Origin of the sequence: Trinickia mobilis (assembly GCF_017315705.1) — a bacterium.
Classification (GTDB): domain Bacteria; phylum Pseudomonadota; class Gammaproteobacteria; order Burkholderiales; family Burkholderiaceae; genus Trinickia_A; species Trinickia_A mobilis.
Genome location: NZ_JAFLRF010000022.1, coordinates 39,843 through 65,906 on the forward strand (window position 1 = coordinate 39,843; position 26,064 = coordinate 65,906).

A 26,064-nucleotide genomic window follows, 5' to 3' on the forward strand; every position below is an offset into this window, starting at 1 on the left:
GACAATTTCCGGCCTAACACGGCGAGGATTGAACGGTGACGAATTCCGGCCCCAATCGTCGCAGCCGGCATTTGCGAAAAGTGACATTTTCCGGCCCGAGCGGGTATCCGACCGATCAGCAAAGGTGACGAATTCCGGCCCGGATTGGCTTATTGATTGACACTCTCGAAAGGTGACAGATTCCGGCCAGACCGCTCAGGAGAAATGTCCAAACATTTCAATGTCTTAGCGTTAAGGTGACGTTTTCCGGCCCATACGGTCGTTTCGCGATCATGGGTACCGTACGCGGCTCCGCGCGGGCATCGTGGGCTCAAGCGCATGCGAAATGTGACGTTATACGGCCAGTGCATCGCCCGAAAAGATCCTCATGGAATCCGGACGGCAGTTGGCATGGCCGAAAGGTGACGGATGGCGACCCGAATCAAGGGCTGACGCGCCCAAATGTGACGCCGAGCGGCCTTTCCCGTCGGTCTGACGACGACTATTGTCGACAAAACCAGCGGCGATTCCGGAAAGATGACGTGCGCCGGCCCTGCTTGCAGTGTGATGCTCTAGCTGGGCGACGGGTTTAGGGGTTGGGGGGTGTCTTTCAAGCTTCTTTATTTTTTTGAGCCTCTTTTATAAGACAGTTCGTAGAACCGTTTGTAAAACCTTTTGTAAACGTCTGTGGAAATCGTTGAAAGCGTTGCCCAGTAAGGCTTTGCGCCCGGTCGAAAACGTCGAAAAGTGACGTTTCCCGGTCTGGCGGTGACGTTTCCCGGACTATCGTGGACGGAATGTGGTCTGGATGTGACAGATTCCGACCGTTATCCACATCTATGACTTGCGCTGTTCGTGTCACCTTTTATAATAGGTGACACCAACGGAGGGTGTCACCTATAGGAGGATTGCGTGCAACAGAGCTTATCCGACGAAACACTGGCGGTTGCGGAACGTTCTGCGGAGGAGTTTTCCGCTATCCATGTTATCGAGTCCGTGCCGATCGAGATCACGGAGATCGAAGGCGATGTGTTGGAGGCAGACGGCCGCGTCAAAGGGACCGTTGCCATGAGCCGCGCACTCGTGAACGCCCAGCAGGGCCTGTCGCTCAACGAGAAGCGGTTGATGATGACTGCGCTGCGAAGCATCGATAGCAAGAAATCCCCATACCAGCACGGCAAGGCGGATGGGTATGTGACCGTGCGAGTCAGGGCTGACGAGTTCGCCGCCGTCGCGGCGCTCGCTCCCAGGTCTGGCGAGAAACAGGCGGCAGCGGCCTACCAGGGATTGAAGGAGGCATGCGCGAGCTTGATGGAGCGCAAACTCAATTACATGGACGGAAGAAAGCGCGTTCAGCTGCGGTGGGTGTGGAAGGCGACCTATCACGATGGTGAAGGCTGGGCTGAGATCTGTTTTTCGCCTGACTTGACCCCGCACATCTTCCTTCTGAAAAGTCGGTTTGTCAGTTACCAGCTTGAATTTGCCCGAGGCCTGCAGTCCATCTACTCCTGGCGGCTGCTGGAACTGCTGATGCGCGAGCGCGACCGTGGCATCCTGCTGATTACTGTGGAAGACCTTCGAGCCGTCTTGGAAATCCCGGAAACCTATCGGTTTGCGGACATCAAGCGCCGCGTCGTCGATATGGCGGTAACCGAGTTGAACACCAAAGCCGACCTGGTCATTCAATGGCAGGCAATCAAGCGGGGGCGGGCGGTGCATTCGCTGCGCTTCGAATTCGTCGAAAATCCGCAGGGTCGCCTCGGGCTCGATAGCTGATGGAAACCTGATTCGCGTGAATTCATTGCCGGTCAACCTATACAAGACTACAATAAACTGTGCATATTTCTCAATGGGGTGCAGCCGTGAACACTGAGGTGGCAACTGTTCAAGCAAAGGTGTTGGAGACGACGCGTCGCGACTGGCGAATTGTGACGGATTCCGACCCGGAGCATGATCGGGACGCCGCTCAAGTGAAGCCCCTGGAATCCACGATTTCCACTGGTGAAAATTCCAACGGTGAGCCTCAATGAAACCCGACCTGTTACTGCTGGTCGCAGCCGAATATGCGGGCGCGCCGGACGGCGCTCTGGCGAATGACGAACTCTACGCACGAATCGCCCCAAAAATCGGCATGCCTGAGAGCGAGCTTGGCCGTCGGGTGCCCGTTGGTAAGTCCGGTCAATTTCATTCGCCAGAAAAACGCCGAATCCGCTGGATACAGCAGACTTTGAAGCACATGGGTGTACTCTCGCGGGCAGCTGGATCGAGAGGCGTCTGGCAATTGGCCGAGGGAGCCGGCAAAGAACTGCATCGGGCGTGCAACGACGTTGCGCTCGTGGCGTTCTCGACGAACCTTGGCATTGCGGTTTGGGGGGCGTGCCGGACAGTCTTCAACGGCTTCAAGGACGAGATCACATTGGTATTTACGTCGCCGCCATTTCCGTTGGCAAAGCCGCGGGCATATGGCAACCCTACGGAGAAGGAGTACGTGGACTTCTTGTGTCGGGAGCTTGAGCCTCTTATTTGCAATCTCGTGCCTGGTGGCAGCGTTTGCATCAACGTCTCGAATGACTGTTTTCTAAGTGGAAGCCCAGCGCGCTCCCTTTATCGCGAGCGACTGGTGATCGCCCTATGTGAACGTCTCGGTCTCTACAAAATGGATGAGTTGATCTGGCACAACCGCGCAAAGGCGCCGGGGCCTGTTCAATGGGCAAGCAAAGCCCGCGTGCAGTTGAATGTTTCGTGGGAGCCCATTTACTGGTTCACGAACGACCCGATGCGGGTTAAGGCGGACAATCGCCGGGTGCTAGGACAGCATACGGAGCGGCATCTTCAACTGATGGCGCGTGGCGGCGAAGCGCGTTCGACTTCATATGGCGACGGAGCGTATCGAGTCCGACCGGGTTCGTTCGGTAAGCCGACACCGGGCGCAATCCCAAGGAATGTGCTGGAGCAGGGTCATCGCTGCTCAGACACGTTGCAGTACCGTCAGGACGCTATTCGGCTCGGCCTTCCTGTGCACGGGGCAATGATGCCCGTGTCGATTGCCCGATTTCTCGTCAATTTCCTTTCCGAGCCAAATGATCTCGTTGTTGACCTTTTCGGCGGTTCGCTGAAAACGGCCGTTGCAGCGCAGGAGCTCGGGCGCCGATGGCTTGTGACGGAATGGATTATTCAATATGTCCGGGCGGCTGCAGAGCGATTCAGAGGCTACCCCGATTTTTGGATGAATCCGAAGGTAGGCGATGCCTTTTGTTGAATGAAGGCATTTGACCAATTTGATGAGGTTTTCGATAGCGTGGCGTTCGGTTAGTCGTAGTCGCATTAAAGTAGTTTAATTTTTTCAATCAACAGGAGAAGGAAATGGCGAAGGCAAATACGGTCAAGGTGGACGAAGAGGGCGGGGTCGCTGCAGCGGTTATGGCGGCTGCACCGACAACGACGTTCGATCAAAGGGTTTTTCTGTTTCATGGCGACAAGGGTGGCGTCGGGAAGTCCTTCTCGCATCACGTCTTCGTCGATAGTGCGTTAGCGGCTGGCGTGCCGATGGCTGTGATCGAAGCGGACACGCGAAACCCCGACGTGATTCGCGTGTTTGAGGGGGTTACCGATTGCCAGATGATCAACCTGCGGCGCGACGATGGGTGGATGGATGTGATCGACTTCATCAAGGCGCATCCGGACCAACACATCGCGATCTCGTTACCGGCCGGGATCGGCGAGGCGATGCAAAAGGAGTTCGTGGATTTCTGCCGGTTCCTCAAACTTAAAGTGCCGGGTAAGCCCGAAGTCGTGATGTTCTGGACGATCAACCTGTTCGCCGACAGCGTGAACCTGCTATACGACACTTACAAAGCGCTGGGCGAGCATGTCTCGAAAATCGTCGTAGTGCGGAACTTAATCTTTGGTGACCCTTCGATGTTCTTTCTTTGGGACGAGTCCCCGTTGAAGGCAGATCTGGAATTGCGTGGTGTTGCATTGACCATCTCACTGCCGGCGCTGCACTTGCGGGTGACTTCGAAGTTGTTCGCGGATCCGACGGGCGTCATGCCGCTGAGCCGCGCTGTTCAGAATCCTCAGGCCTTCAATCTTCTCCCCAGCGAACAGTTCAAGTTGGAGACCTACGTGAATTTCGACGTCAAAGATTCGATGAAGGCCGTCCAGAAATTCGTCGGGCTTTAAACCGTCGTCAGTCGGGCATTTTCACCAGTGAAAGCGAGGAAGTCATGGTAGAGCAGCTTGGAAAATTGCTGACGTGGGTTGCCCATATGGGCGTCGCTGTGCGTCTCAGGAGTGCGTACAACCACGAGAGTCTTTACGATCCCGATGCGCCGCTGGATGTCATGTGGCTTTCTGATTCGCTGCATCACATGGACGGACTGGGCGAAGCAGTCGCTAACGATGATGCGAAGCGAGTCGCGGAGGAATGCGATCACCTGATTTCTATTTTCGAAGGGTACAGGCAGCCGACGACCGGGTTTAAGGGCAACTCGGCAGAGTCGTTCGCGCGAGCCTCCAAGATCGTTCGTCTGGATGACGGAATCGCAGTGCTGTATGAACTGCGGAGTGCTTGTCTTAAGCGGGTGGGCCATAGCATGACGCTGGGCGGTGTCGGTGCCGGAAAATCGGTGCTTGTTTTGAACTCGGGGTCGGCTTCGCGGCCATCCTAAGTCGATCTAGAAAGGAACGTCGATGCCTACGGTTTGGATGGTCTCAGGTAACAAGGGAGGCGTTGGAAAGAGCGCTGTCGCCCTTGGTTTGGCGCAGACCCTTCTCAACGAATGCGGTGAGAACGAGGTTTCGGTCATCGACGGCGACGGCCGGACCCCAGACGTGCAACGCCTTTGCATGCGCAAGATTCCGTCGAGGACGCTCGATTTCAGGCGGTTGCGTCCAGACAGCGCGCAGAGCATGACGGAGGACGAGTATTTCCGGGTCATTTTCAGTCACCTCAAAGTGACCGAGCACGTTGTGATCAATACGCCCGACGGCGCAGACGATCAACTGATGGGCTGGTTTGACAGTACGCTTCAGTGCACCGAGAGTTTGTCCACGGATCTCGAAGTGCAATTCAAGTTCGTCTTCGTGATGAGTCCGGTGGAAGATGGTTTGCAGTATCTGCCCGTTCTGGCGGAGCGGTTTCAAAAGCTGTATCCGGTTCGCAACCTGTATTTCGGAGGTGGCGATCGCTTCAAGGTGTTCAATGAACATTACGCGGACCAATACAACCAGGTAATTGATTTTCCCAATTTGTCCGCTGGCGAGCTCGACCGCATCAAGTGGCAAAAGGTTATGCCTCAGGACTACGTCGAACTGAAGTGGTCACGTGCCGATCGGGATGTCATTACGCCGCGAGCGCTGTCGCGTCAGCGCGTGCAGAACTGGCTGTGCGCCGTTCATGAGGCGTTCTACGGGGCCATCTACGAAGACGGCTCGAATCTAAAACAAGGAATCATTTAAATGGCGTCGCCTTCTACTCAGGCAGCTGCCGCCCCTGCTTCAGGTTCGGCGCCGGCACCTGCTCCACTGCATCCGGGCAGCGGTCTCGTCGCTGCCGTTGAGCGCCTTCTTGGTCGTTCGTTGACCAAAGATGAGGCTGTTCACTGGGAGAAGATCCAGGACACGTATGGCGTGTCCGACGACGATCCACTCGTCATGGTGATAGTTCTCCTGGCTGTCCATCAACACCTCTTCAACGACGTCCCAGCCAAGATCAACGAAGCAGTGGACAAGGCGATTGCCGTCCATCGAACGACGTTGGAAGACCAAGCCACGATTGTCGCCAAAGGGCTTATCTCGCAGTTGGCGCCTATGTTCATCCAGGCTGCTGGAGAGTCGCGTCCTGCGCCGGTGAACGAGGGCGGCACGCGACTGTCTGCCGGCTTCGTCGGCGCGTTGTGCGGTGTCGCGGTCGGCTGTTCGATTGTCGGAGCGTTTGTGTTTCACCTGTTGACTCGGTAGACCGGGTCGTTATTTATTGGAGATTTCATATGACCCATCAACTCGTCGATAGTTACCCAGACTACGCAGCAGTCTTGCATCGTACCGACAATCAACCGGCCAAGGACGAACGGTTCATTGTGCGCGCTTTTCTGACGTGCGGTTTCGAGGATCAGACGAGCAGCGACGACCTTGAGTTTCGCCACATCGAAAGCGGTACGCTGGTTACGTGCGATGGTGAAGCTCTTGCACTCCATCTTTCGGATGACGAGGCGCAACTGCGCGTTTCCTACAGCGACCTGTTCCTCGTATTGCGGAATCTCGAGTGGGAAACCGCATCGCTCTACTGCACGGGCGATGTCGAAGACAAGCTACACGAGTTCGCGAGCTTCATTCCGGCATCCTATGACCTGGAACTGTCCGCGGGAGTTACAGGCACCGAGGGAGAAGTAGAAGGGTTGCGCCAGGCTATTGCCGGCCACGCGGCTAGTGGTGCGGCTGCGGGCGACGAGCCGTCTGTTCGTATTTCGGATCTATCCAACAGTGCTTCCGAGACGAAAGCGGATGCGGCTGTCCCGTTGACTTCCGGTCCTGCTGTCAGCACCGACGCGGTCGCGCGGGCCTCTTTGGAAGATGCTCCCGCTCACGCTCGGTCCCACGCGGAGCCGGTTCGCGACGTTTTGGCGCCGGTTGCTGAGGCTAAAGCCTTGCCACCGCACGCAGAGGGCGCTCGCCACTTCGCGCCGTCGATCGCTGCGCCTGCTTCGCGGGATGGCTTGCCGGCGAACGGCAATGCGCTTGTTGATTTCCTTTTGCGCGCTAACGAGGACTACCGTACTCAGGTGTCGGAGCTGATCGCACTCGTTCGACAATTGACTGGAGGCGAACCCCAGATGAATCGCTTTGCTGCTGCTGTGTTACCTCTCGACGCCATCGTCATTGCTCACGTTGGTAACCGCAAGGCTGCGAAGCTCGCGGACCTCGGTTTTGCCCAGGACTATAACGTGATGGCGCACCAAGAATACGGTGTGGTCGTCGACGGCGCCTTCATCGTTTTTTCCAAAGACAATGCACCGCCCGAATGGACTGAAATGCTCATTGGGCGACTCGGTGGCGTGATTTCGAGACTTTGGCAAAGCGACGCAAGCGTTGTTGGCACCGTGCTCGAACAGTTTGTAGCGCCGAGTCCGAATGAGGTGATTGAACAAAGCGATGGCTCTTCGAAAGTAGTGGAACCGACGCCTGCTGGCGCGCCTGGAGCGGTCAGCGATGCAACGGCGGCGGAAAGTGAACCGGTGCAGCAAACCGGGGAGCGCGTGCGATCTTCGGGCAACCTGAGCGTCGATCAGGAGAAGATCCTCGACGGCTTCATGGCTCCACTGCGTTTCGCCCTGGAACAGGTCTTCGCTGTTCAGAACGAAGGGGCCGACCTGGAGCGACGGGTCGCTGAGATCGAGTCGAACGGCCTGACGGTGCAACCGGCTGGACTCTCGCATGCAGGGCGTCTGAATGGCACTCGCCATAGCGGGCTTCCTTCCTGAACTCACTTGAGGAGGTGGTTGACATGCAAATGACTGAGCAGCCAGCTGCGCTGTCCGAGGGGGTCGACATCGCGAGCATCGAGGTGGCCATCAACCGGTGCAATGAGGTGTTGGGTCGCGTAGCGGTGTCGGTGGCTTCAGATGTGGGTGCCGCGGCTTCAACAAGTTCAAAGGTTGCGCTGAGCGTCGACGCAAGCGAGATGGCCACTGTCTACGCCCTGATGATTCACACGAAGCGTCACCTGTGGGAGTTCTCCGAACTCACCAAGCAACAGCAAGAAGCCTTCGTTCGATGGCGCGTGCGAAGCGTACCGGTTGTAGCTGAGGAGTAGGCCGTGGCCTCGCTCGGTGGCATTGCCGGCGATGACGCGGTGATGTCCCTGCAGACCTGGCTTTCTGCCTTGACCCAATGTGAGACGTTGATGGGTGAAGGGGAAGGGGATCGCGCGGCGACGGGCGAGATCGAGTTATTGCGGATGACGCTCGCTGCTTGCAAGGCGGACATCGTGAGCCTGATGGCTGAAGCGAGCGAAGGTGATGGAACCTCGATGGCAGGGCAAGAAGTACTGCTGGCGTTCCTGCGGGCAGAGGTGGCGAGCCTCACTTCGCGGATTAAAAGCGTGGCTTCTGTGAAGCGGCGTGTACGCGTTCGATTGGAGAGTAAATGAAGCGGATGATTCTGCTGTTGGCTGGATCTGCCATTGCAGGTTTATGGGGATACGGCGGCACGCCGTGGGGCTTGGGCGCTGCAGTGCTCGTAGCAGTCAGTTGGGGGATGGCTGAGTCGCGCAGGGACGCCTTTCTTGCTATGGCGCTTTACTACCTTCTCGCGGGCAGGGGCCTTTTTCACGGCGGCGGCGTCTTTTTCGCCGGGGTGGATTCTGGCGCATCAAGGTCCCTCGGTTGGGGGGCCTTCATCTGGATCGCGCCGAGTCTCGTGCTGGCTTCTGTATGGGCGCTATGCTGGGGGCGCCGCCGGTTGAGTTTGCGTACCGTTATGGCGCTGCTGTTGGTAAGCCTCCCACCTGTTGGGCTCATTGGTTGGGCGAGCCCGATTGCCGGTGTCGGAGTGTTGTTCCCGGCGCTTGGCTGGGTCGGACTGGTGCTTACTGTGGTTGCATTCGTGGCTCTTGCTGTGGGCAGCAGGATGTTTTCGAGCTTCGCGCGATTGTTGGCGAGAGGGCGGCTGGCGGTCGCGTCGCTCGCGGGGTGTGCGGTAGTAAGTGTCACGGCGAATATAATTGCCTCGCCTGCACCGATGCCGGCAGGTTGGGTTGGGGTCGACACGCATGTGGGTCGCAGCGACGGATACGAGGCACTCGTCTCGTTACAAGATCTGACGTTCAAGGTTGCGCGTAAGGGAGCACAGGTGATCGTGCTTCCGGAAGCGGTTGGAGGGCCTTGGGATATCAACAAAAACTACTGGCTCCCTTACCAGGACCTACTGCGCAAACACGACGTGACGGTGCTTGTTGGCGCAGAACAGTCACTTGATGGGCGCAGACGCGTCAACGCTCTATTTTCAATTGGCCGGGATCAGGATCTCACGCTGGCAGAGCGCGTTCCCGTCCCGCTAGGTATGTGGCGTCCCTGGGCGTCGGATCGCCATATCGTCGCCGATTGGGGTGGCAGTGGAATTGCGTCAGTTCGCGGGCGGCGGGTTGCCTATCTGGTCTGCTATGAGCAGTTGCTTGTATGGCCGGTGGTAGTCAGTCTATTGCATGATCCGGACGTGCTAATCGGCGCATCAAACGTTTGGTGGGCTCAAGGCACGTCAATACCTGCAATCCAGCGGGCAACCTTCGCGTCATGGGGAAGGCTGTTTTCATTGCCTGTCGTTGATGCGACAAACGAGTGAGTTCGCGATAGCGGCGGAGACGACGACGGGTGTTGTGGCCCACTTCCGCAGGGCGGTTTTTCACTGGTGAAAACGGTTGGGTGCCTCACCTAGTACACGAAAAGTATGATTCGTCACGGAATGGCGGGAAGGCATTCCGATGCGTGATTTGTCACGTGGACGGTGCTCCGCAGTTTTTCCGAGGACCTGAGCCAGTTCGGGCGTTGGCGGGCAGCTTTGGCGAGATGCGCGCAAAACTGCATCAGAATGGGCCATCTAAAAGCGCCTATATTAGAGCGCGGGCACGGCGTCACGGCCCGGCCACAGGCGTATCGCGGGCTAGACGGCGTAGGTCCTCTGTTTCTCACGGCCGCCGGCACACACTTTCTGTTCACGCGTCGCCATACGTCGACCGGTAAGATCGGCTACTCGTGCGAAAGCCTGACGGCCATCATTCGCCATTTGCATCATCAGGCGGGGATCGAGAGCGGGTCGGCCAGCGCCGCCGCGCGCCGAACCTGCGCGGTTCAGTTGCGCCGCAACGGCACCGATCTGGACACGATCCGTCGATTGCTCGGCTTGAGTAGCTGTTGGCCGTCAAGCGCATCGTAGACAGCGATCCGGTGCGGCTCGGTGCGATCGTGACGCGCGTAATTTGAACAATTGGCGTTGCGCCACGGCTTGCGCCGCAATGCACTCAAACGTCTTCAATGACGGCCGCAGCGCGCGGCGGTTTGGGAGCCGGCTCCGCGGCCATACGCTCGGCCGAATAGAGCGTGAGCATCGAGCGGGCGACTTCGGGGTCGCTGGCGTTCAGCCACTCGTCGTAGTCGTCCGGCCGCACAATCACGACCGAGCGCTTCTCGTCGCCTGGCTTGTGCATGCGCCGCATCAACGGGTGCGAGTCGGCATTGACCGTGAGCATCGTGAACGAGATCGCCTCGCCCTCCGGACCCGGCCAAGCGCGCCACAATCCCGCGAGCGCGAACGGCTCGCCCGAGGCGAGCCCAATGCGGTAGCGGATGTGCTTGCCGGTTTCCCAGTTCGGCTCATACACGGCGTCGACCGCGATCAGACAGCGTTGCGCCTTCGCCCAGGCGCCGCGATAAGTCGGCTTCTCGCCAACCGTCTCCGCGCGCGCGTTCATCGTGCTGTAGTGCTTGCCCTGCGGCAACTTCCCCTTCGGCACCATGCCGAACGTCGCCGTGACAGCCTCACGCGCGCCGGCACCGGGGCGCACAATGGGCGCCAGGTAGTCCTGGTAGATCTCATCGGGCCACTCGGTGGTGGGCGGTTCGACGCCGAAATACTTGGCGAACGTCGCACGGCGCGCGGCGGCGTAGTTAGTACACAAGGCGGGCTCCGTTGGGAACAGTCATCACAGACGCGGACGCAACATCGATCGGCAAACGGATTTCCTTACCGGCCCAAGATGCCAAGGCGTACGCGCTCCTCCTGCAATCGGCAGCGTAGCACCTCGAGCCCTACAAGCTGGCCGTCAAACTCTTCTTTCCATGCGCGATCGATGGCTTGGCGCAGGCCCTCGATCTCCACCAGGACCTGGCGCAAATGCACGATCTCAAGCAGCAGGCGATGCACGTCGCTACCTGGGAGATGCGCGCGCCACAGGGCGCGCATCTCCTCATGGGTTGGCGGTCGAAAATCGGGAAGCCGGGACATCATTCGCCCGATAGCTGTATAAAAACACAGTATCCGGCAAAACGGAGGTGCGACGCAACCATCGATGTGCTTGTGCAGCAATCCAAGGCCCGATCAGCTGCTCGCCGGCCCCCGGCGAAACCACGTCCAGTCTAGGTCTTCGCAAAACAAAGTGAGATATTGCACCGCAATAGCAATCAGATACCAATTAGACCCTCTTAGGTCACGCATGGATCTCGTCGGCCGTTCGACGCAGGATAGCGGGCGCAAAAAGACGTACGGTCGGACCCCAGGATGCGCTATGATTTGGAACACCCATGTTCCATTTGCTGTGTAAATCCATGAAGGAAACCGACGTGCTTTATGGCGAAGACGCACAAGCGCTGCGCAAAAAGGCCGGTCTGAATCAAACCCAGCTTGCCGAGCGCTGGGGCCTTACGCGGCAGCAGATTGGCCGCTACGAAAAGACCGGCCAGGTGGTCCCGCCGAAAGAGGCAGACGCATATCGCGGGCTGGTTTCTTCCGTCCAATCAAATGCAACATAGGAGTTGCATTTGTAAGTGCGGGGAGATAGAATGAGTCATCCTCACGAGCTACCCAAATACCCCATGACAGCCATCGTTTTTGACACGCTCGCCTACGCCGAAAAGCTCGAAGCGTCCGGGTTCACACCCGAGCAAGCCAAGGGACAGACGCACGCGCTGCGTGAAATCATCGACAACCAGATCGCGACGAAGCAGGACGCGGCGGTGCTCGAAGCCAATTTGACGACCAAGCTCGCAGAAACGAAAGCGGACCTCATCAAGTGGTATATCGGCACGATGTTCGCCATGACTGCCCTTATTGTGGGTCTCGTCAAGTTCATTCACTGATCGAGAAAGGAATGACGATGTACGAAATTCGCGAGTACACGGAAGCGCTGTTCACCGTCCTGCACTACAAGCGTTCGGTCTACTGGGGAACGCGCGAGCGCTGCGAGCGCTATATCGCTTGCCACTCTTAACAACCGCGCCCGCTACGGTGGGCGCCAAGATAGCGGAACACGCTAGATGCTTGGGAGAGGCACAATGGCAACACGCATCGCATTTAAGTTCAAGAAGGTCGGCGAAGGTCGGTTCCAAATACTTCATCCCGACTCTGGGGTGGTTCTGGGCTTCGTGATCGGTACGAGTAACAATTGGGCAGCAGAGGCGATGGATGGTCATCTTGCGAATCAAGGATTCCCGACGAGGCAAGATGCGGCTCACGCCATCCGTGGGCGTATGAACTGCGTTTTAAGCTAATCGGTAAAGATCATGCCTGATTTGTATCTACTGCTTCCCTTGGGAGTGGCTTTTGCCGGGTGGGGATTCTCTGCGATTGACGTTCATGATTTGCTAGCAGGCCGATCCATTAGCGGTGCAGCTATCGGACTTATCGGGATAATCTTTCTCGGTATTTGCGTTTTCGATTTGGCACGATCTCTCTATAGGAATCAGGCAAGAAAACGCAACGAGCGCAGGATGGCGAACCAGATGGCCCGTGTAGCGATAGCGCGAGCTAACCGTAAGTAACGGTGCGGAACCAACGGAAAAGCTGCCATGGCGATTCGCGAGCTGATGAACACCGAATTCGAGGAAGGTGGCAAGCACGTCTCCATTGGAATCGACGAGAAAGGGCGTTTGTACGTCAACGGGGAGCGTGTGGTGACGGAACAGCCGCTGCGCTTGAATTGGTGGCTCAACGCTGCTGTCATCGCGGGCGGGGTCGGCGCGTTGGCGCAAGGCGTTTTCGCCGCGTTGACGTACTTCTGCAAATAGGACGGAAAAGCTATGGATCGTGCAGACACACGCTCATTTTCGCGCCGCTGGCTCGCGGCATCATTCGGTATGTGGATCAGGCTCGCTCCGGCTGTAGTTGCCGTCAGCGTGCTGCTAAAGCTCCTTTCGATCGGAACATGGCCTCCCCTGCAGTGGGTTTCGGTCGTGACGCTGCCCGCTCTAGGGGCAATCCCAACGGTTGTCTTGCTCGGCGGTTGGGTGGCTTTCATCACGCAGAACTGGAAACAAGGCAAAGCAACATGACGCGCACTTTCCCTGACCGTTATCGGGACGGTCTTGACCGTGTGCTGGCGGCAGTCCGCGATATTCAGGATCATCAGAGGTCCAGTCTGGCGAATCGAGACGCTGTAGCGAGGGAAGCGCGGCACCCGTTTGACGATCACATTCTCGCAACTGGCGTCAGTTTGCGTGACGTGGTTCGGGCCACGATTCAAACGACTTGGAACTGAACAGGAAAAGCTGGCCAGGCCGGCGCACAGGAACATCGTCATAAGGAAGCGTTGACATGAAATTCCGTCAGGTATCAGGTGTAGCGCACTGCATCGGCTGCGGCTGCCACGATTATCAAGCGTGCGAGTCCGGATGCTGGTGGTTACGAGTCGATTACGCGGCTGCTGTAGGCGTTTGCAGCGAGTGCGAAGAGCACCTGGAGCGTTGGGACGCCGGCGATCGCAGCCGCGCGGCGAAGTCGAATCCGACACCGGTGTAACGTCAAGGAAAACAGAAAACAGGAACGGAGCTGGATGATATGAGCGAAGCAAAGCTGCAAGAATTGGGGAGTCGGCCTGCCGGGCCGGAGCAGATCACCCGTGCACGCGAGATTTGCGGCAAGTCGGAAGCATTGAACGCAAAGCTCGATCAGTTCCTGGGCACAAAGCCTACTCGCGGCCAGATGGTTGAGTTCATGAACACCCTAAAGACCGCAGGCCGGCAGGAGGAAATGGAGGCCAGCATTCTGCGCATTTGCCGGTCTGTTGGCATCGAAGAACCGACGGGCACTGACAAGCTACTCGCGCTGCAAATCGGGCTTCTTCAGGAGCAGAATGACCTATTGGCCCGTTCTGCCGGTCGCCCGGTTCAAGTTGCTGAGCAAGGCTCCGGGTCGTTCTTCACGCCGTTTGTCGCAGGCGCTTTGCTCGGCACGGTGCTGTCCAAGTAACGATCGGAAAAGCGGCTCATGCCGCGCAACAAGACGAGAACAACGTGATGACGACAAATAGCCCCATCGAAATTGTCTCCCGGCCCGCTGACGGGACCGTAGTCGTGTCGGCCTATGCAGGCGAGTCGATCGAGGACGTTGCTCGCGCGGCCGTAGCTTTGGCGCAAGCAGAGCACGCAGTGGTGCTCTTTGAATTCAACGGCATGAATATCCGTGTGGAAGAAACCATGATCGCCGGTCTGGTTGTCGCGTCGTACAAAAATGAGGTCACGCGACGCGCGGAAGCATATCGTGCCAGTCCCGAAGGACAGGCTGCGGAAGTGGCTCGTGAGCAGCGTGAAGCCGCTGAAGCTCTCGCACTCCAAACGTTGTTAGCGGAGCTTCCCGCTCATATCGGCACTGAGTCCCGGCTTGTAGATTGGATCGGCCGCTTGGCATTGCTGGACCGGGGCGGGTTCGATATGCCCGCGGTCGCTGGCGAGAATCCGGCGCCTTCGAAATCGCAGATCGCGCGCTGGATCGTAGGTCAGGTGATCGACGCATTCCGACGAAACCATGCGGTTCATCCGGTATTTGCGCTGCACGCAGCGAAGTACACAGCTGCCAACGTCTGACGCAAGGAAAAAAACTATGGGGCAGGCAAAACAACGAGGATCACGCGAGCAACGTGTCGCGGAAGCGAAGGCAAAAGTGTGGACGCGCTGCGACCGGCAAATCTCGTATGCGGGTCGTGCAAGGCTTCAGTGGGTGAATTCGAGGTGGTGGATACACGCGGTATGCGTGGAATCAGCGCGGGATTCGCTGGAATTTGCCCGTCATGCGGTGATACGGTATTCGCATTAAGTGGTGAACCGGACGCCGTTGCAGAAGCAATGGTCACGCTAGAACACGCGATGGAAAGCGAGGGGAAAATCGGCATGCAATCCAGGGATGGGAAGCACATTCCTTTCGTCGAATAGGAAAAGCTGCCATGCCCGAATTGACCATTGCGGATGCGCTGCGACTCGCGATTAACGCTCTGCGGGACGTCGCGGAGTCACGCAAGATGCCCTCTGGTGTTGAGCTGGACGATGCAACGGCAGAGCTGCACGCGAGCGCAGCTGATGTGCTCGATGGTTCGCTTGAGCAGCTGCGCGGCCACGAATAGGAAAACGATGAGTATCACTGCCCACCTCTTTGTTTTGTTCAAAAGTCAGCCGTCTGCCGACAGGCTGGCTTCGATCGCCGAAATCCTTTCGAACAGGGTTGGTTTGCCTGCTAGTGATTTCACCGAAGGCCGCGAGAGACTGCGGCCAGTTGACGACGCAGATCTGATGGCGGACGTTCGCGACAACGGCGACTTGAACTACCGATCCAACGCGCGGACCAGCAAGCTGCTCGGCGCTCCCCAGCTCGATGGTCGTCTCTACGAAATCGGCTACCTCACGCGATATTGGAGTACGAGCTATTCCGGTGGCCCTGCCATGACTTACGCGTTTACGCAACTCGTTTTGCTCGCACAGGCCGATGTCGAAGGTGTCTGGTTATCTAACTCCTATTGCGAGGATGGGCTGACGATCCCGGCTTCGACCCACGAAACGGTCCATCGCATGATCGATGATTTTGTCTCGGTCGGAGAAACAACCGGGCACGAGCCAACGCGGTACATTCGCACCGAAGATGGTCTCGTGATCAACATCTAGGAAAAGCCAGCTGATGACGGCACACAGGATAACAAGATGAACGCACTCACAGTTTTCGTGAACGGCCGCACCTTGGTGGCGAAGCTCGAATCAGACGGGACCGTAGTAGCCATTTGCGAGGAAGGACGCGCGGATGCTCGATATTCTATCGCTCAGGCCGTCGTTGCTCTTGCCGAACGAAGGGGGCTAGGCGGAGTAATTAACTCGACGGTTCAGGAGTCGATCAAGGCTCTCGTTGACAAGCATGCCGCGCAGTAGGGCCGAAGGGAAAAGCGCGAGGCTCGACGTGTACGAAATTTGGATTATCGAGGCGAACGGTGAACGCGTTTTTGTGCGCAACGACGTGACGGATCAGCGGTTAGCGCGTGAGTTAGTCAGTCAAGCCAATCGCGGTGCGGCGATTCGAGGGGAGGCGCACCGCTACGTGGCCGTGCCGGACCCTGATGCCCCCAACACGGAACATCCGCAATAGGGAAAAGCACTTGGCGCGATCTGCGCCCCGCACGGCCGGTCGCCGGGGATAACAGCCAAAAGGAGCCGGGGGATGACAACGGAAGACAAACCAATTGCGGACACGGCAACGCGAGCACTGATCGTCAAAGTGGTAGAACGAGCGAATGCCGAAGAGCGACTGGCACTCGCTGAGTGGGCAAAGCAGCTAATTGCTATTCGGGATGGTGATTTGAGCCCAGCGGAGAAGATGAAGCACGCAATTGCGCTGACGCACCGCTCGAAGGCGATCCTGCCGTTCATCGCGGCGATAGGCTTCGAGATTAAGCGTCTCGGATGGGACGAAAGAAGCTGGGCCGCGAGGATTGGTCTGTCTGCTGCGTTAGCAACAGCGGCTGTAGTTGGGGGCGAAGGAGCAGGTATTGCGGCGCTCGGCGGGGCCATTGGTGTCCCGCTATGGATACTCTTCGGTGCAGGAGGCGTAGCAGCCGGGGCTCTTATTGACGAAGCGACCAAATCGCGTTCGTAGATCAACGGATCGGAAAAGCGTGAATACTTCCCCAAAAATCACTGAGACTGAATTCTGGAATTCGTCTCGCGACATCGTGCATTTTGTCGGCATTTGCGGCGCTGGCAAATCCACCTTGTCGAACCGCCTTGCTGCGCGCATTGCGACGCACGGCGGCAAGGTCATCGGTACCGTCGATTACGATCCGCATACCCCCGATACCGACCGGGCTGCTGAGCGTGCGTTTAGCCGTGATCTGGACCGGCGCAACATCGCGGCCGGATGTACCGACCCAGCAGTCCATCAGGAGATCGTGGACCATACGCTGGCGACGCTGACCCGCTGGATGGACTCTGACGCGAACGTTGTGCTGGTCGACCGATGGTACGAGAGCTACGACCTACTTCCGGCGGATCACATCAAGTACATTGAGGCAGCGATTTCTTCCTCCGGCTTTCGTGTACACCACGTGCTGCTGCTCGTCGAGGGTAAGCCGCTGGGAAACGAGGACTGGGTGATCCGGGATCGATTGCTTCATACGAAGGGCACCCGGCCTGCCGAGTGGTGGAGCGGTGGGCCGGGGGATCTCGAAGTTTTCGTGAAGGAAGAGCAAGCGTATCAGGAAGAGTACGGCGCATTTCTTGCGCGATCGCCCTTTAATTCGATGTGGGTCCGTACGACCGAAATGGAATGGGAGCGCTACGAGCAAGACATCGTTCAAGGGCTAATTTATGAGCGTTGGAAGCGGGCCTGTAGCGCTGCCAGAGAGCCAGATCAAGTAGCGCTCGAAAAATCGATTTTGACCGGATTGACTCAGTCTGCATAGGAAAACATGAACTCGGCGATCGAACTCGAAGCCCTGCCGCCGGTTGGCAATCAGCCGGCCTACTTGGCTCCACTAGTGCGCGCTATCTGGCCGAAACGCGGTGACGAAATCAACGCGTTGTTCCAGGATGGCGGGAGCGATATCAATGCCTCGGCGGATCACCCGTTTGCCATTAAGTTTGAGGGCGAGTACATCGGCATCACCGGCTTCTACCGGTACGACGATGCTGCCGTAGGCTCGTGCTGGCATGGGATCACGCCGTCGATGCGCGGCCGAGGGCTCTCGCGTGCTGCATTCGACGCCGTGCGACTGCTCGCGGCGAACAAGTATCCGGGTGCGCAGGAGATCATCGAACTGATTCCGAGCGACCGCGATACCGACCTAGTGCCGTATTTCAGCAAGCTCGGATTTCGGCACCTTGGCGAGATCGCCCGGTTCGACTATCTGCCCAAAGGGCCGGCGTGGCGGATCTATCGTGCGCCGCTGCGGTCACCTAACGCTGGAGAATCATCGTGAGGTCCGAGCATCACAACAGCCGGCGAGGCGATCAGGGTCCGGGGCTTATGAAGTCCATTTTGATCCTGTGCCTGCTGGTCGCGGTCATCATTGGTGCGATCGCCGGTTCAATCTGGACAGGCCTCGGCCGGTGGCACGACTGTCGAGCGGCGAGCCACTCGAAGTTGTATTGCTATGCCCGCGACATCGCGGGGAAGTGACCAAGGAAAACGCATGCTCACGTTGAACGATGAATGTATGGAAGGCTTCAGCCAACCTGAATGTGACCTGGTGAATGAGGCGGTGTCAGCTCTGATCGCTCGCGGATTCGCCGAATTGCATGCGGAAGACATTGCCGTCAACAACTGGAGTCTGCTGCACGAAAACAGCGTTGCGTCCCTGACGCGGATGAACAACCGGCTGGATTCGGCAGCCTCGATCTGAACACGGAAACGTGCGATGCGCAACGGCTACCACGCCACGGTCAAATACCTGATGAGCCCGATACTGCCCGAAGGCTACTCCGGGTTCATCAAGGCCCACTTGGGCCAGTGCGGGGCGTGTGCAAGGCGAGTTGTCACCGAGTTGCCGTTTGGCAACGGAGAGCGCGGCGAGGTGCATCTGTGCGAGGCGAAGATGAAAGAGCTTGGCCTTGAAGACGAGAGCTGCGCAACGAAACGTCGATGCCGCAGCTACATGCCGATGCCGGCCACGCTGTCGGCATCGAACTGAGACAAGGGAAAAGCATGGCCAAACTCTCCCAGGCTGCGGTCAAGATGCTCGAAGCCGCAGGATGCAACGAAATCGCTGAAGACTTTATCGTCATTGGCACGACGGATGTGCGAGTGCTGCTTTCGCATCGAGCCGTCGCCGACCTGAATGAGCAGGCTCGCGAGTGGGCCGAATCGCAACACTGAGTGGAAAAGAGCCCCGTTGCTGCTCGGGGCAAAGCGACGGGGAGGCAATTCACGCCGTCGAGAATAAACAGCATAGTGTGGTGAGCGCCGATGAGGAATCGGACAATTCCTAAAATGGACCGGAAAACGCAAGGTGAACGATGAAAAGCGCCAATGATGTTTTGCTTTGCGACTTTTGCGGAAACAGCCAGCATGTTGCGAAGCTGCTCGTTCGCGGCATTGCGGATGCGACGATATGCGATGAATGCATAGATACGTGCGTCGAGATCGTCGCTGAGCGCCGCGCGCAGAGAACGGAACGTTTGCCGAAGATAGTAAGCGCGGCCAAGGCGTTGGCGGCGAAGGCCATTGGGAAGCGATGAGCCACAACACACGTGGATGAAAAGCTGGGCTTGACTTGGAGGTAAATCATGGGCGAAGCGAAGCGCCGACGAAAATTCGATGAACGTAAGGCGGCATCGGAACAAAGCCGGAAAACATCATGAATCGATCGCGGCATACGCAAGGAAAATCGATCGAGGAACGTGATATTGATCGTCTGCTCGCCTCGTGCAAGTGCGCAGTGACAGGCAATTTGGTCGAGCAGCGTGTGCGTGCCGCCCTGACGATGGGTTACAGGTTGGGCTGGGCGCGCCATGCTGACGCGGTCGCCGGGATCTTCGATCAGACTCGGAAGCTCGCTTGTCCGGTCGAACCGGAGGACCGTGGCGACATGACGGATTCTGAGAAAGCAAAGATCCGCGATGAGGTATTGAATCGCGAAGAGCGCAGTTAGCGGCAGGGATAGAGCTACGGAAAAGCATAGTGACGACACCGGGAAACGCGGGCACTCGACGCATCAACTTAACGCTCGGAGCGCTGATAGCAGTGCTTCTCGGCGTTGGTGCGACGCTCGGCTATGTTCTTTCAGGATACCAGCGACTGTTTCCGTACAAGCTGCTTAACATCGCGGGGATCGTCTACGGCCTTGTGGGTGTAGTGGTCCTGTCTGAGATGGTCGCGCAAAGTGATCACCTGAAGAAATTCATGATTCGTTGGGTCGGGGGTGTCCTCATCTGGGCGCATACGATCGTTCCGATAGGCGCTCTAGTAGGTGCTGGTCTCGGTTACGACCGACCGTCAGCCGCGATCACGGCAAAGTTTTCCCTCTCATTCTTCGCCTATTCGGTGCTCGTGCTGACGGTCGTAGACTTCGCTGTCGTTTCGCCACAGGCAGAACGACGTCGTCCGCTATCGTCGCGAACGCAGGCGTTTGGACTCATTCTGCTGGTGTCAGGGCTGGTCGTGCAATTGATCGCCGCAGTTCAGGATTTCAACGGTTAGGCAAAGGAAAAGCGATAGGCGCACCGCGCCCCGTACCGGCCGGCCGCCGTGTGAGTTGTCCATCGGAATAAAAAATGAAGAAGATCGTGTACGCGGGGATTCTGAGTCTGTGTGTGGCTGCGTGTCATAACAACGCCGACAGCATCGCTGGTACGTATGGCGTTGAAGAGCACGGCAAAGTAACGCCACTTCTGAAGGTCGAGTCTGCTGGCGACAGTTACTCGGTTTCCGAATACCACTCCGGGAACTGGGTGGCCATCTCAGCCACGGTTAAGCCGTTTACCAAAGCAGACCTCGAACAATTGACCAAGCATACGATTGATGTGCCCGTCGACGGTATTCAAACTAATTCGTTCGCATTGATCCACGTGCCGAAGGGTTGGGGCGACGGGCCATTTACGACGAAGACTGGCTACTTCGCGTTTATGCTGTTCGGGCCGTTAGAACTTAAGAAACTCTGAACCCTTCGTAAGGCGCGCCCGATCTTTGATTGCCGGCACCGTGCGCCGTCGCGCCTAACTCAACGGAAAACGCTGTGAGCCAAGTGCCTGCCGAGTTCCAATCGAAAACGCCAGCGCGATTGCGCGATCTGGCGCACAAGGGTGCTCTCAAGCTGCGCCCGGTTGTGCAGCAAGTAATGCTCGACGCAGCGGCTGAAATCGAGGGCAGTGAGGAAGCCTACAGGGCCCTCGTGAACGAGAACCGAAGTCTGCGCGAAAAGCTCGCGCAGACCCAGACGAATCTGCGGGGCGCGTATGACATCATCGCGCGCAACTAGTCGCGCCGGTTGGTGCACCGGGAAACGAGGACAGGAGGAAGGCATGGCAACAACGATGTACTTTGAAGAGACGATTCGCGATCAAGGCGCCAAGGCAACGCTCGACGTTGAGCTAGGTCGCTCATCGTTCTACAACGAGGACAGCATTTACCTGACTGTCGACGGCAAGATGGTCATTATGGATCGAGCCACTGCAAAGCGGTTTGTGGAGGCTGTGGTTGCCGTCGGTCAGTATCACGGCATGATCGACTAGCCGAGACAGCGGAAAAGCCGGCCGCGCCGGCGCAAGGGAAAACGGGGCACCAATTGGCACGAAAGATTTTTATGCCGCGGCACACTGCCACGATTGAGGCTGCGGTGAAAGGCAATGGATTTCACTACACGATGGCGCATTTCACGGCGAAGAGAGGGCGGCAGCGCACTCGCCTGGTGGTAGTTGAAGCGTCGCACGCAGCTCTCGCGGTGCTGAAGCTTTCGCTTTGGCTTTCGGGCGTTAGCCCGCTTGGCGGATGGTGAGCGGTAGAGACACGGAAAACATTCGGCGCGATCGCGCCCCGCACGCTGGCCGGAAGCCAGCCAGCATAAGAAAATGGAACAGCTATGCCGTTCGTGAAACTCCCTTCCGGTAGCACCTCACTCGCCCCCAAAGGATATACGTACGTCGCGACTGAGGCGATCGTTCGCGTCACTCCTCGAGTCGATGACCCGTCGAGTCGAATCACCCTGTCAACGCCAGTTGGTTCGCCAAAGAGCGCCGATGCGTTCTCTACAGCGCCGCTTGCGAGCCTGCTTGAAATCCTTGGACCGCATATCAAGGTTGAGTTGCGATACCCTCATCAAACTCACGAACGAACCAGCTACGTCCGGCTGAACTGCATTGCCTATGTGCTGCCCACCGACATTGCCGGTGGCGTTCTGCGTGTACTTCTCACTAACGGCGAGGAAATTCCCGTGGCGAGTGAGGGTCCAATAATGGCGCATCTGGACGGCGCGCGAAGCCTCTGAAAAGCTGGCAGGATGAAAAAAGCCCAGAGTGGGCGCTCTGGGCTGCCATTTGCCAACTTCGCCGAGGCGCGATTGGCACAACGCAATGGTGTGGGGATCGTACTATTTCCTCTGGCTATAAGCAATGTCGAAGGACCGCTATTCGCGCCTGGCTAAGCTGACTCGGTATGCGTGCAAGGCGTGTCTGCGGTGAATCCTCTGCACGACCAGAACTTACCGTATGGTCCGATCGCGAGATCCATGTTGCGCCGACATTCGGGGCATGGCTTGACTTCGCTTTGCGGAAGGCGGGTGCGGAGCTCCGCGGTTTCGAAGGTGGGTAGCTCCGCTTGCAGCTTTCCCCAAACTTCTCTCATCAGGTCCGTGTGTTTGCGGCGGCCGTGCGCGATCGCGTCTAAAGCGGTTTCAATTTCCCGCGTGTAGCGCAGATCGGTATAGCTGAATACAGGGTGTAGCGCGTCATAGACAGCTTCACAGGTGGCCGTGGGATACAGGTATCCATCTCTGATCACGGCATACCCGCGGTTGAGAAGGGTGGCGAAGATCACAGCGTAGGTGGCGGGTCGTCCGATACCTAGCATTTCGAGCTTCCTGCCAAGGCTCGCCACGGTGTACCGCTTGGGTGGCGAGCTCGCCGACGAATCCGTACGAAATGCGGACGCATGGATCACGGTGCCGCGCGTGAGGCAGGGTAGCCGAGGAGCCTCTTCGTCGCCAACGTCCTCCGGATCGTCGGGAATGCCGGCGCCAGTCTCTCGAGCAAATTCGAGAAAGCCTGGATCGACCAGTTGTCGACCAATGGCCTTGAACTCGAAGCCGGTCTCGCCTTTGTCGAGAAGATTCACTTCCTGCACGTCATAAAGGGCCGGTGCCAGTTGTGATTGAATCGTTCGCAGCCAGACGAGCCGATATATGTTTTGCTGGTGCTCGTCGATGCCGGCCGATTCGATCGCCAGGTCGGTGGGCCGAATTGCTTCGCTCGCCTCGAGGGTTGCCGCCGGCGCCGGGAAGCGATTGGGCTTCGCAGGTAAGGGCAGTCCGCGTGCTTGAGCGACGTCGCGCACGGTATCGACAACATGGCGTTGCAAGGACGTCTGATCGGTTCTGGGAACAGTCACCAGTCCGGCTTCGAATAGTGCTTCTGCTGCCGACATCGTCTGCTTTGGGTCGTATCCCCAGCGATGCGCAGCTTGCTGCTGCAGCGTTGATGTCGTGAGGGGCGGTGGTGGGACGCGAAGTCGTTGTTTCGCGCCATAGGACGTTACGCCTAGCGTCCTGACAGCTTCCGCACGTTTCGCCGCGGCTCGATCCGCGCAGGCTGCTCGAACGCGGTCTGCAGCCATGAGTGCGTTGCCGGTCAGGCTGGGAGTATTGGACGCGGCACCTACATGCGGATTCCAGCGGGCTACCCACTGGTCTGCGCCTTGCCCGAACTGAAGTTCGACCGAGTGCAATAGCGAGGCGCGGTGACTTCGGATCAACCGCTCGTGCTCAATCAGAAGCGCCTTTGCGGCGACCTGGACACGTCCGGTAGATAACCCTTTGCGACCGAGTTTCGCGGCTAATGGTCGGCTGAGCGTGTAGCCGATCATGCGATCTATTCCTCGACGCGCCTGGTGAGAATGGACAAGGTTGTACTCGATACCGGCGCTGCCCTGGATGGCTTCGCGGATGGCCGCGTCAGTTATCTCGGTGAAGCGAGCGCGGAGAGGCTTCTTCAGGCGCAGGCGCGTCACTAGGTGCCAGGCCAGTGCTTCGCCATCCTTGTCGGGCTCAGTGCCGATTACTACTCTGTCGCACTGCTTCAGCAATGTCCGCAGTCTTGCGAGGGCTGCCCGCCCACGAACGGTCAGATTGTATGCGAGGTAAAAGGTCGACGTATCTATGCCCAACTCGTCGACTGGCAGGTCGCAAATGTGTCCGTTGGTGGCGGCGACGAGGTAATCGGCCCCAAGGATCTGTTGGATTCTTAACGCCTTCGCTTCCGAGTCGACTATCAAAAGGGTGCGTGGCATCGCAAATAAGACATACAATGTTTAGTGTTGTACAGATTATGCAAGATCAACCGAACTTACGCACTATTCATGACGACCAGAACTTCGGGCCAGCCCAGCCGTGGAATCTCTTTGCCTCTCGTTTGGATATCGGACGGGCAACTTGATCTGCTGAAGTGCATCGCATTCGTAGCGATGATTGCGGACCACATGAACAAGGCGCTATTCGACGAACGGTATGTGGCTCTGACTGTCTTGGGCAGGCTCGCCTTTCCTCTGTTTGCGTGGACCTTCGCATACAACAGCGTTCACCATCTCCGTCGTCCACGCCGGTTCCTAACGGAGGCATTAGTTTGGGGCGTGGCCGCGCAGTTTCCCTTCTCGTCGATGTTCGTGGGAGTGCACGATGATCCGGTGTGCCTGAGCATTCTCTCCGCGTTTCCAATCGCATGGGCGATTGACCGACTTTGGATGCGCGATTCGCCCTGGGGGTTGATTGGTGGAGCGATTTTGTTGAGTGCGGGAGGAATCCTGCTAAGCAGGGCATCCTATGCGTGGTTTGGGTTGGGAATGATGCTGTGCGCGATGAGCGTGTTCCGCAAGGGAAGCGTGCCAGCTGCTGCCGGGTTCGTCGCGCTTTTGTTGATCGTGCTGGGGTCGTATTGGCCGAGCATTGTGTTGATTGTCAGCGTCGCTCTGATCTTTTCATCGGCGGCCGGAGTCGCGCGGGGTATGCGGCGGTTTTTGCCGCGGGGAGTGCTGTACATCGCCTATGCATCGCACCTCTGGTTGCTGTGGCTTGTCGTCCGTTTTCACTGGTGAAAACTACCAGCCCATAAACGACTTGATTTCTTCCTGATGGCCGATTTTCCGAATTCCGCAGTTCGCGAGCGTTCGATAACTCTGCTGGACCATGGAGCCGAGTATCCCTCGGGTCGCGGGGTTTGCCTGGAGCTCAGCGTATCGCTGAGGCGCTCGTACTCGGAACGCTCGGAGGAACGCGTTGGCCAAAGTGAGATGGCCGAGGAGCGGCCCGGTTTGTCTGCCAGACCGAGCGGGGGCGTACTTGCAGACGAATCCACCTGTTTCGCTATAGGCGTTCAGTTCGTCGATTACGTTTCCGAGATCGTTGGCTGGATTGCGCTCCCAGTAGTTGTTCAGGATCGCGGCCATTTGATCCCGCTCACCGGCAGTAGCTTCAACGTCGCCCGCTTCTATGCCGGTCCAGTAGGTGCGTCCATAGCCTTCGTAGATCGTACCATGTACCCAGTAACCGGCGTGCGCGGCACTCGCTATGTGGATGAGTTCGTGCGTGACGACCGCAAGTTCCTCATGGGGATCGGTGAAGTCTTGGCTGCGAGCGTAAATGCGCAGTTGGGCATCTTGGGCGGGATTGCTCTCATAAAGCTGTGCGAGCGGCGCAGAAAACGACCGCAAGTCACTGAGCGGGTCCGGGAGAGCAGGGCGAGCGACTGTCAGAAGCGCTATCGCAAGCGCGATTTGGATTCGATTCATTCGGGTGGCTGTGCATTGTTGTTTGTGGTGTGGTGAGTGTACAATTAACTATGCATTATTTAAAGGTGATTTGACCATGCGTAGAGTGTTCACAGTTGTTCTTATGTTGGCGTTGTCGAGCGCGGCATTGGCCGATGACGCCTGGTGGCATCAGGTTCCGGCGAACACGGCGAAAAACGACGGCAGCATCACGCTGCTCGATGCCAACGGCAACCCGATGAACATGGTTGCGAATCCGACCGCCGCGATGGTGAAGCCTAATCAGGCGGCAGTTACGCAGCCTCCGACGGTTATCGTCCAAGCCACGACTGGATACTGGAAGGATCCCGTGGCGGCCTTCGGAAACCTGCCGACCACGGGGAACCAGGTGGGGGATGCCCGGATGGTCACGACGCTGGGCAGGGCATTTAGCTGGTCGGGGGCGGCGTGGCAGCCACTGGCGGCAGACCAGAACGGGACAATGCGGACCAACGATTTTCAGGCGACGAACGTCGTCACAGAAGGTACCGGATGTCCCGAAACCGGGCGCCAGGCAAGGGATGTCAACGGTTTACCACTATTTTGTCAATCCGGTGTGTGGGCTAAGGCGTTCAAACCGATACCTGACACCGTCACCGTCGCTTGGGTGGAGAGCTT

General features: G+C 57.9%; 40 protein-coding genes and 1 pseudogene. 38 read left to right on the plus strand and 3 right to left on the minus strand.

Going from position 1 to position 26,064, the window contains the following annotated elements:
* Positions 1–891: 891 nt before the first annotated feature.
* From J3489_RS24725 to J3489_RS24770, 10 genes are all read left to right on the plus strand, one after another.
* On the plus strand, positions 892–1,755 hold the full coding sequence (locus J3489_RS24725; RefSeq protein ID WP_309491423.1) for a replication initiation protein: 864 nt from the start codon (positions 892–894) through the stop codon (positions 1,753–1,755).
* A 250-nt stretch (positions 1,756–2,005) separates the two neighbouring features.
* Positions 2,006–3,238, plus strand: coding sequence for a site-specific DNA-methyltransferase (locus J3489_RS24730; protein ID WP_207002577.1), 1,233 nt, complete (start codon positions 2,006–2,008; stop codon positions 3,236–3,238).
* A 104-nt stretch (positions 3,239–3,342) separates the two neighbouring features.
* Entirely contained in the window at positions 3,343–4,161 is an 819-nt protein-coding gene (locus J3489_RS24735) for a hypothetical protein (protein WP_207002578.1), read from the plus strand.
* A gap of 44 nt (positions 4,162–4,205) precedes the next feature.
* Positions 4,206–4,649, plus strand: coding sequence for a hypothetical protein (locus tag J3489_RS24740; protein ID WP_207002579.1), 444 nt, complete (start codon positions 4,206–4,208; stop codon positions 4,647–4,649).
* A gap of 22 nt (positions 4,650–4,671) precedes the next feature.
* On the plus strand, positions 4,672–5,439 hold the full coding sequence (locus J3489_RS24745; RefSeq protein WP_207002581.1) for a hypothetical protein: 768 nt from the start codon (positions 4,672–4,674) through the stop codon (positions 5,437–5,439).
* Positions 5,440–5,940, plus strand: a complete 501-nt coding sequence (locus tag J3489_RS24750; RefSeq protein ID WP_207002583.1) for a hypothetical protein — start codon at positions 5,440–5,442, stop codon at positions 5,938–5,940.
* Between the two features lie 29 nt (positions 5,941–5,969).
* Positions 5,970–7,460 carry a hypothetical protein gene (locus J3489_RS24755; protein ID WP_207002585.1) on the plus strand — a complete coding sequence of 497 codons (1,491 nt, stop codon included), beginning with the start codon at positions 5,970–5,972 and terminating at the stop codon, positions 7,458–7,460.
* Positions 7,461–7,483: 23 nt separating this feature from the next.
* Entirely contained in the window at positions 7,484–7,792 is a 309-nt protein-coding gene (locus tag J3489_RS24760) for a DUF3717 domain-containing protein (protein ID WP_207002587.1), read from the plus strand.
* Positions 7,793–7,795: 3 nt separating this feature from the next.
* Positions 7,796–8,128, plus strand: coding sequence for a hypothetical protein (locus J3489_RS24765; protein ID WP_207002589.1), 333 nt, complete (start codon positions 7,796–7,798; stop codon positions 8,126–8,128).
* Positions 8,125–9,318, plus strand: coding sequence for a carbon-nitrogen hydrolase family protein (locus J3489_RS24770; protein ID WP_207002591.1), 1,194 nt, complete (start codon positions 8,125–8,127; stop codon positions 9,316–9,318). The genes J3489_RS24765 and J3489_RS24770 overlap by 4 nt, the downstream gene beginning before the upstream one ends.
* Before the next feature lie 676 nt (positions 9,319–9,994).
* Here the strand turns inward: J3489_RS24770 and J3489_RS24775 are convergent.
* Complete coding sequence (locus J3489_RS24775) at positions 9,995–10,651, minus strand: SOS response-associated peptidase (protein ID WP_207002593.1); 657 nt, start codon at positions 10,649–10,651, stop codon at positions 9,995–9,997.
* 65 nt (positions 10,652–10,716) lie between these two features.
* Positions 10,717–11,058 carry a hypothetical protein gene (locus tag J3489_RS24780; protein WP_207002595.1) on the minus strand — a complete coding sequence of 114 codons (342 nt, stop codon included), beginning with the start codon at positions 11,056–11,058 and terminating at the stop codon, positions 10,717–10,719.
* Between the two features lie 215 nt (positions 11,059–11,273).
* On the opposite strand from J3489_RS24780, the gene J3489_RS24785 reads away from it, so the two are divergent.
* The 25 genes from J3489_RS24785 (at position 11,274) to J3489_RS24905 (ending at position 21,919) form a co-directional block, all read left to right on the plus strand.
* A complete protein-coding gene (locus J3489_RS24785; RefSeq protein ID WP_242540274.1) occupies positions 11,274–11,501 on the plus strand; it encodes a helix-turn-helix domain-containing protein in 228 nt (75 codons plus the stop codon).
* A gap of 30 nt (positions 11,502–11,531) precedes the next feature.
* Positions 11,532–11,828, plus strand: a complete 297-nt coding sequence (locus J3489_RS24790; protein WP_207002597.1) for a hypothetical protein — start codon at positions 11,532–11,534, stop codon at positions 11,826–11,828.
* A gap of 195 nt (positions 11,829–12,023) precedes the next feature.
* On the plus strand, positions 12,024–12,239 hold the full coding sequence (locus J3489_RS24795) for a hypothetical protein (protein WP_207002599.1): 216 nt from the start codon (positions 12,024–12,026) through the stop codon (positions 12,237–12,239).
* Positions 12,240–12,536: 297 nt separating this feature from the next.
* The gene (locus J3489_RS24800) at positions 12,537–12,755 is read left to right on the plus strand and encodes a hypothetical protein (RefSeq protein WP_207002600.1); all 219 of its coding nucleotides are present in this window, start codon (positions 12,537–12,539) and stop codon (positions 12,753–12,755) included.
* 12 nt (positions 12,756–12,767) lie between these two features.
* The gene (locus tag J3489_RS24805; protein WP_207002602.1) at positions 12,768–13,019 is read left to right on the plus strand and encodes a hypothetical protein; all 252 of its coding nucleotides are present in this window, start codon (positions 12,768–12,770) and stop codon (positions 13,017–13,019) included.
* Between the two features lie 505 nt (positions 13,020–13,524).
* Positions 13,525–13,935 carry a hypothetical protein gene (locus tag J3489_RS24810; RefSeq protein WP_207002604.1) on the plus strand — a complete coding sequence of 137 codons (411 nt, stop codon included), beginning with the start codon at positions 13,525–13,527 and terminating at the stop codon, positions 13,933–13,935.
* Between the two features lie 44 nt (positions 13,936–13,979).
* A complete protein-coding gene (locus J3489_RS24815; protein WP_207002605.1) occupies positions 13,980–14,549 on the plus strand; it encodes a hypothetical protein in 570 nt (189 codons plus the stop codon).
* A gap of 129 nt (positions 14,550–14,678) precedes the next feature.
* On the plus strand, positions 14,679–14,894 hold the full coding sequence (locus J3489_RS24820) for a hypothetical protein (protein ID WP_242540275.1): 216 nt from the start codon (positions 14,679–14,681) through the stop codon (positions 14,892–14,894).
* Between the two features lie 11 nt (positions 14,895–14,905).
* Positions 14,906–15,082: a hypothetical protein gene (locus J3489_RS24825; protein WP_207002606.1), complete on the plus strand. Its 177-nt coding sequence runs from the start codon at positions 14,906–14,908 to the stop codon at positions 15,080–15,082.
* Between the two features lie 7 nt (positions 15,083–15,089).
* On the plus strand, positions 15,090–15,617 hold the full coding sequence (locus J3489_RS24830) for a hypothetical protein (RefSeq protein ID WP_207002607.1): 528 nt from the start codon (positions 15,090–15,092) through the stop codon (positions 15,615–15,617).
* Positions 15,618–15,653: 36 nt separating this feature from the next.
* Entirely contained in the window at positions 15,654–15,875 is a 222-nt protein-coding gene (locus J3489_RS24835; RefSeq protein ID WP_207002608.1) for a hypothetical protein, read from the plus strand.
* A 28-nt stretch (positions 15,876–15,903) separates the two neighbouring features.
* Positions 15,904–16,089: a hypothetical protein gene (locus tag J3489_RS24840; protein ID WP_207002609.1), complete on the plus strand. Its 186-nt coding sequence runs from the start codon at positions 15,904–15,906 to the stop codon at positions 16,087–16,089.
* A 72-nt stretch (positions 16,090–16,161) separates the two neighbouring features.
* Positions 16,162–16,596 (plus strand): hypothetical protein, encoded by a 435-nt coding sequence (locus tag J3489_RS24845; RefSeq protein ID WP_207002610.1) that lies wholly within the window; start codon positions 16,162–16,164, stop codon positions 16,594–16,596.
* Positions 16,597–16,615: 19 nt separating this feature from the next.
* Entirely contained in the window at positions 16,616–17,401 is a 786-nt protein-coding gene (locus tag J3489_RS24850) for a P-loop NTPase family protein (RefSeq protein WP_207002611.1), read from the plus strand.
* Between the two features lie 6 nt (positions 17,402–17,407).
* Positions 17,408–17,917, plus strand: coding sequence for a GNAT family N-acetyltransferase (locus J3489_RS24855; protein WP_207002612.1), 510 nt, complete (start codon positions 17,408–17,410; stop codon positions 17,915–17,917).
* A 213-nt stretch (positions 17,918–18,130) separates the two neighbouring features.
* Positions 18,131–18,340, plus strand: coding sequence for a hypothetical protein (locus J3489_RS24860; protein WP_207002614.1), 210 nt, complete (start codon positions 18,131–18,133; stop codon positions 18,338–18,340).
* A gap of 15 nt (positions 18,341–18,355) precedes the next feature.
* Complete coding sequence (locus J3489_RS24865; RefSeq protein ID WP_207002616.1) at positions 18,356–18,628, plus strand: hypothetical protein; 273 nt, start codon at positions 18,356–18,358, stop codon at positions 18,626–18,628.
* 14 nt (positions 18,629–18,642) lie between these two features.
* On the plus strand, positions 18,643–18,813 hold the full coding sequence (locus J3489_RS24870) for a hypothetical protein (RefSeq protein WP_207002617.1): 171 nt from the start codon (positions 18,643–18,645) through the stop codon (positions 18,811–18,813).
* Positions 18,814–18,953: 140 nt separating this feature from the next.
* The gene (locus J3489_RS38950) at positions 18,954–19,175 is read left to right on the plus strand and encodes a ClpX C4-type zinc finger protein (RefSeq protein WP_207002619.1); all 222 of its coding nucleotides are present in this window, start codon (positions 18,954–18,956) and stop codon (positions 19,173–19,175) included.
* 119 nt (positions 19,176–19,294) lie between these two features.
* Complete coding sequence (locus J3489_RS24880; RefSeq protein ID WP_207002621.1) at positions 19,295–19,588, plus strand: hypothetical protein; 294 nt, start codon at positions 19,295–19,297, stop codon at positions 19,586–19,588.
* Between the two features lie 29 nt (positions 19,589–19,617).
* Positions 19,618–20,136, plus strand: a complete 519-nt coding sequence (locus J3489_RS24885; RefSeq protein WP_207002624.1) for a hypothetical protein — start codon at positions 19,618–19,620, stop codon at positions 20,134–20,136.
* A 74-nt stretch (positions 20,137–20,210) separates the two neighbouring features.
* A complete protein-coding gene (locus tag J3489_RS24890) occupies positions 20,211–20,597 on the plus strand; it encodes a hypothetical protein (RefSeq protein WP_207002625.1) in 387 nt (128 codons plus the stop codon).
* Between the two features lie 83 nt (positions 20,598–20,680).
* Positions 20,681–20,914, plus strand: coding sequence for a hypothetical protein (locus tag J3489_RS24895; protein WP_207002626.1), 234 nt, complete (start codon positions 20,681–20,683; stop codon positions 20,912–20,914).
* A gap of 43 nt (positions 20,915–20,957) precedes the next feature.
* Entirely contained in the window at positions 20,958–21,167 is a 210-nt protein-coding gene (locus J3489_RS24900; protein ID WP_207002627.1) for a hypothetical protein, read from the plus strand.
* A 347-nt stretch (positions 21,168–21,514) separates the two neighbouring features.
* Complete coding sequence (locus J3489_RS24905) at positions 21,515–21,919, plus strand: hypothetical protein (protein ID WP_207002628.1); 405 nt, start codon at positions 21,515–21,517, stop codon at positions 21,917–21,919.
* 152 nt (positions 21,920–22,071) lie between these two features.
* Here the strand turns inward: J3489_RS24905 and J3489_RS24910 are convergent, their stop codons facing one another.
* Positions 22,072–23,934 (minus strand): type IA DNA topoisomerase, encoded by a 1,863-nt coding sequence (locus J3489_RS24910; protein WP_207002629.1) that lies wholly within the window; start codon positions 23,932–23,934, stop codon positions 22,072–22,074.
* Between the two features lie 69 nt (positions 23,935–24,003).
* Here J3489_RS24910 and J3489_RS24915 point away from each other — a divergent pair, with 69 nt between their 5' ends.
* From J3489_RS24915 to J3489_RS24925, 3 genes and pseudogenes are all read left to right on the plus strand, one after another.
* Entirely contained in the window at positions 24,004–24,735 is a 732-nt protein-coding gene (locus J3489_RS24915; RefSeq protein WP_207002630.1) for a TraX family protein, read from the plus strand.
* Positions 24,736–24,951: 216 nt separating this feature from the next.
* Complete coding sequence (locus J3489_RS24920; RefSeq protein WP_207002631.1) at positions 24,952–25,464, plus strand: hypothetical protein; 513 nt, start codon at positions 24,952–24,954, stop codon at positions 25,462–25,464.
* 40 nt (positions 25,465–25,504) lie between these two features.
* Positions 25,505–26,064 (plus strand): annotated as a pseudogene (locus J3489_RS24925) (hypothetical protein); the annotation flags it as partial.